Consider the following 620-nt stretch of genomic DNA (forward strand, 5'->3'; position numbering starts at 1 on the left):
TGATGATGCCGGATCAATTTTGAACGCTCATTGACACTCTGAAGCGAGTAACGTACTTCACTGCCGTGTGCTGCAACGGGTCCAGATTGTTTTTCATTGAGTACTGAAAAGGTTGAATAGGCCGATTTTTATAATGGTCGCCGCCTACCTGTGTTTGAGACGCTTTAGGCTCATTCAGATCAATCAAGTCTTTCATTGTACCATTTCCGGCCTAATTGTCAGTCGCCCGGTTTCACCGTGTAGTTTGTGATACGTGATGACTTGCGCGGCACGCTTTGAGACATAACCAGATGTTGCAGAATGTGCATCAGCAGGCGCGAGCGTTTGGTGCTGCTCCACTTCCATCAAAGAATCTTCCTTAGCCTTGAGCTGGTCTTTGTGGTGAAAGTGTCCAATGTGCGCATAGCTGTGTTGCGTGCGCCCGTAGATATCCCGAAACTTTGCCTCCATAGTCGGCGCTACTTGATTGACGCCACGCTTATGACCGTGATGGAAGAAAAGCGAAGTGTTTCCAAACTCAAAGGCGTGATAGAGATCTGCTGTTGTATCTACGGTTACTCGCGGTTCATTCTCATAAAGGATTGAGCTTCCCCCTTTGAAGTGGTCCACGCCTATAGTTA

The 620-nt window shown here is 47.7% G+C and carries 1 pseudogene; it reads right to left on the reverse strand.

What is annotated here, in order from left to right:
- Positions 1 to 192: 192 nt before the first annotated feature.
- Positions 193 to 620: pseudogene (locus tag PsWM33_RS27325) on the reverse strand (hypothetical protein); the annotation flags it as partial.

Origin of the sequence: Pseudovibrio sp. WM33, assembly GCF_001623165.1 — a bacterium.
Taxonomy (GTDB): Bacteria; Pseudomonadota; Alphaproteobacteria; order Rhizobiales; family Stappiaceae; genus Pseudovibrio.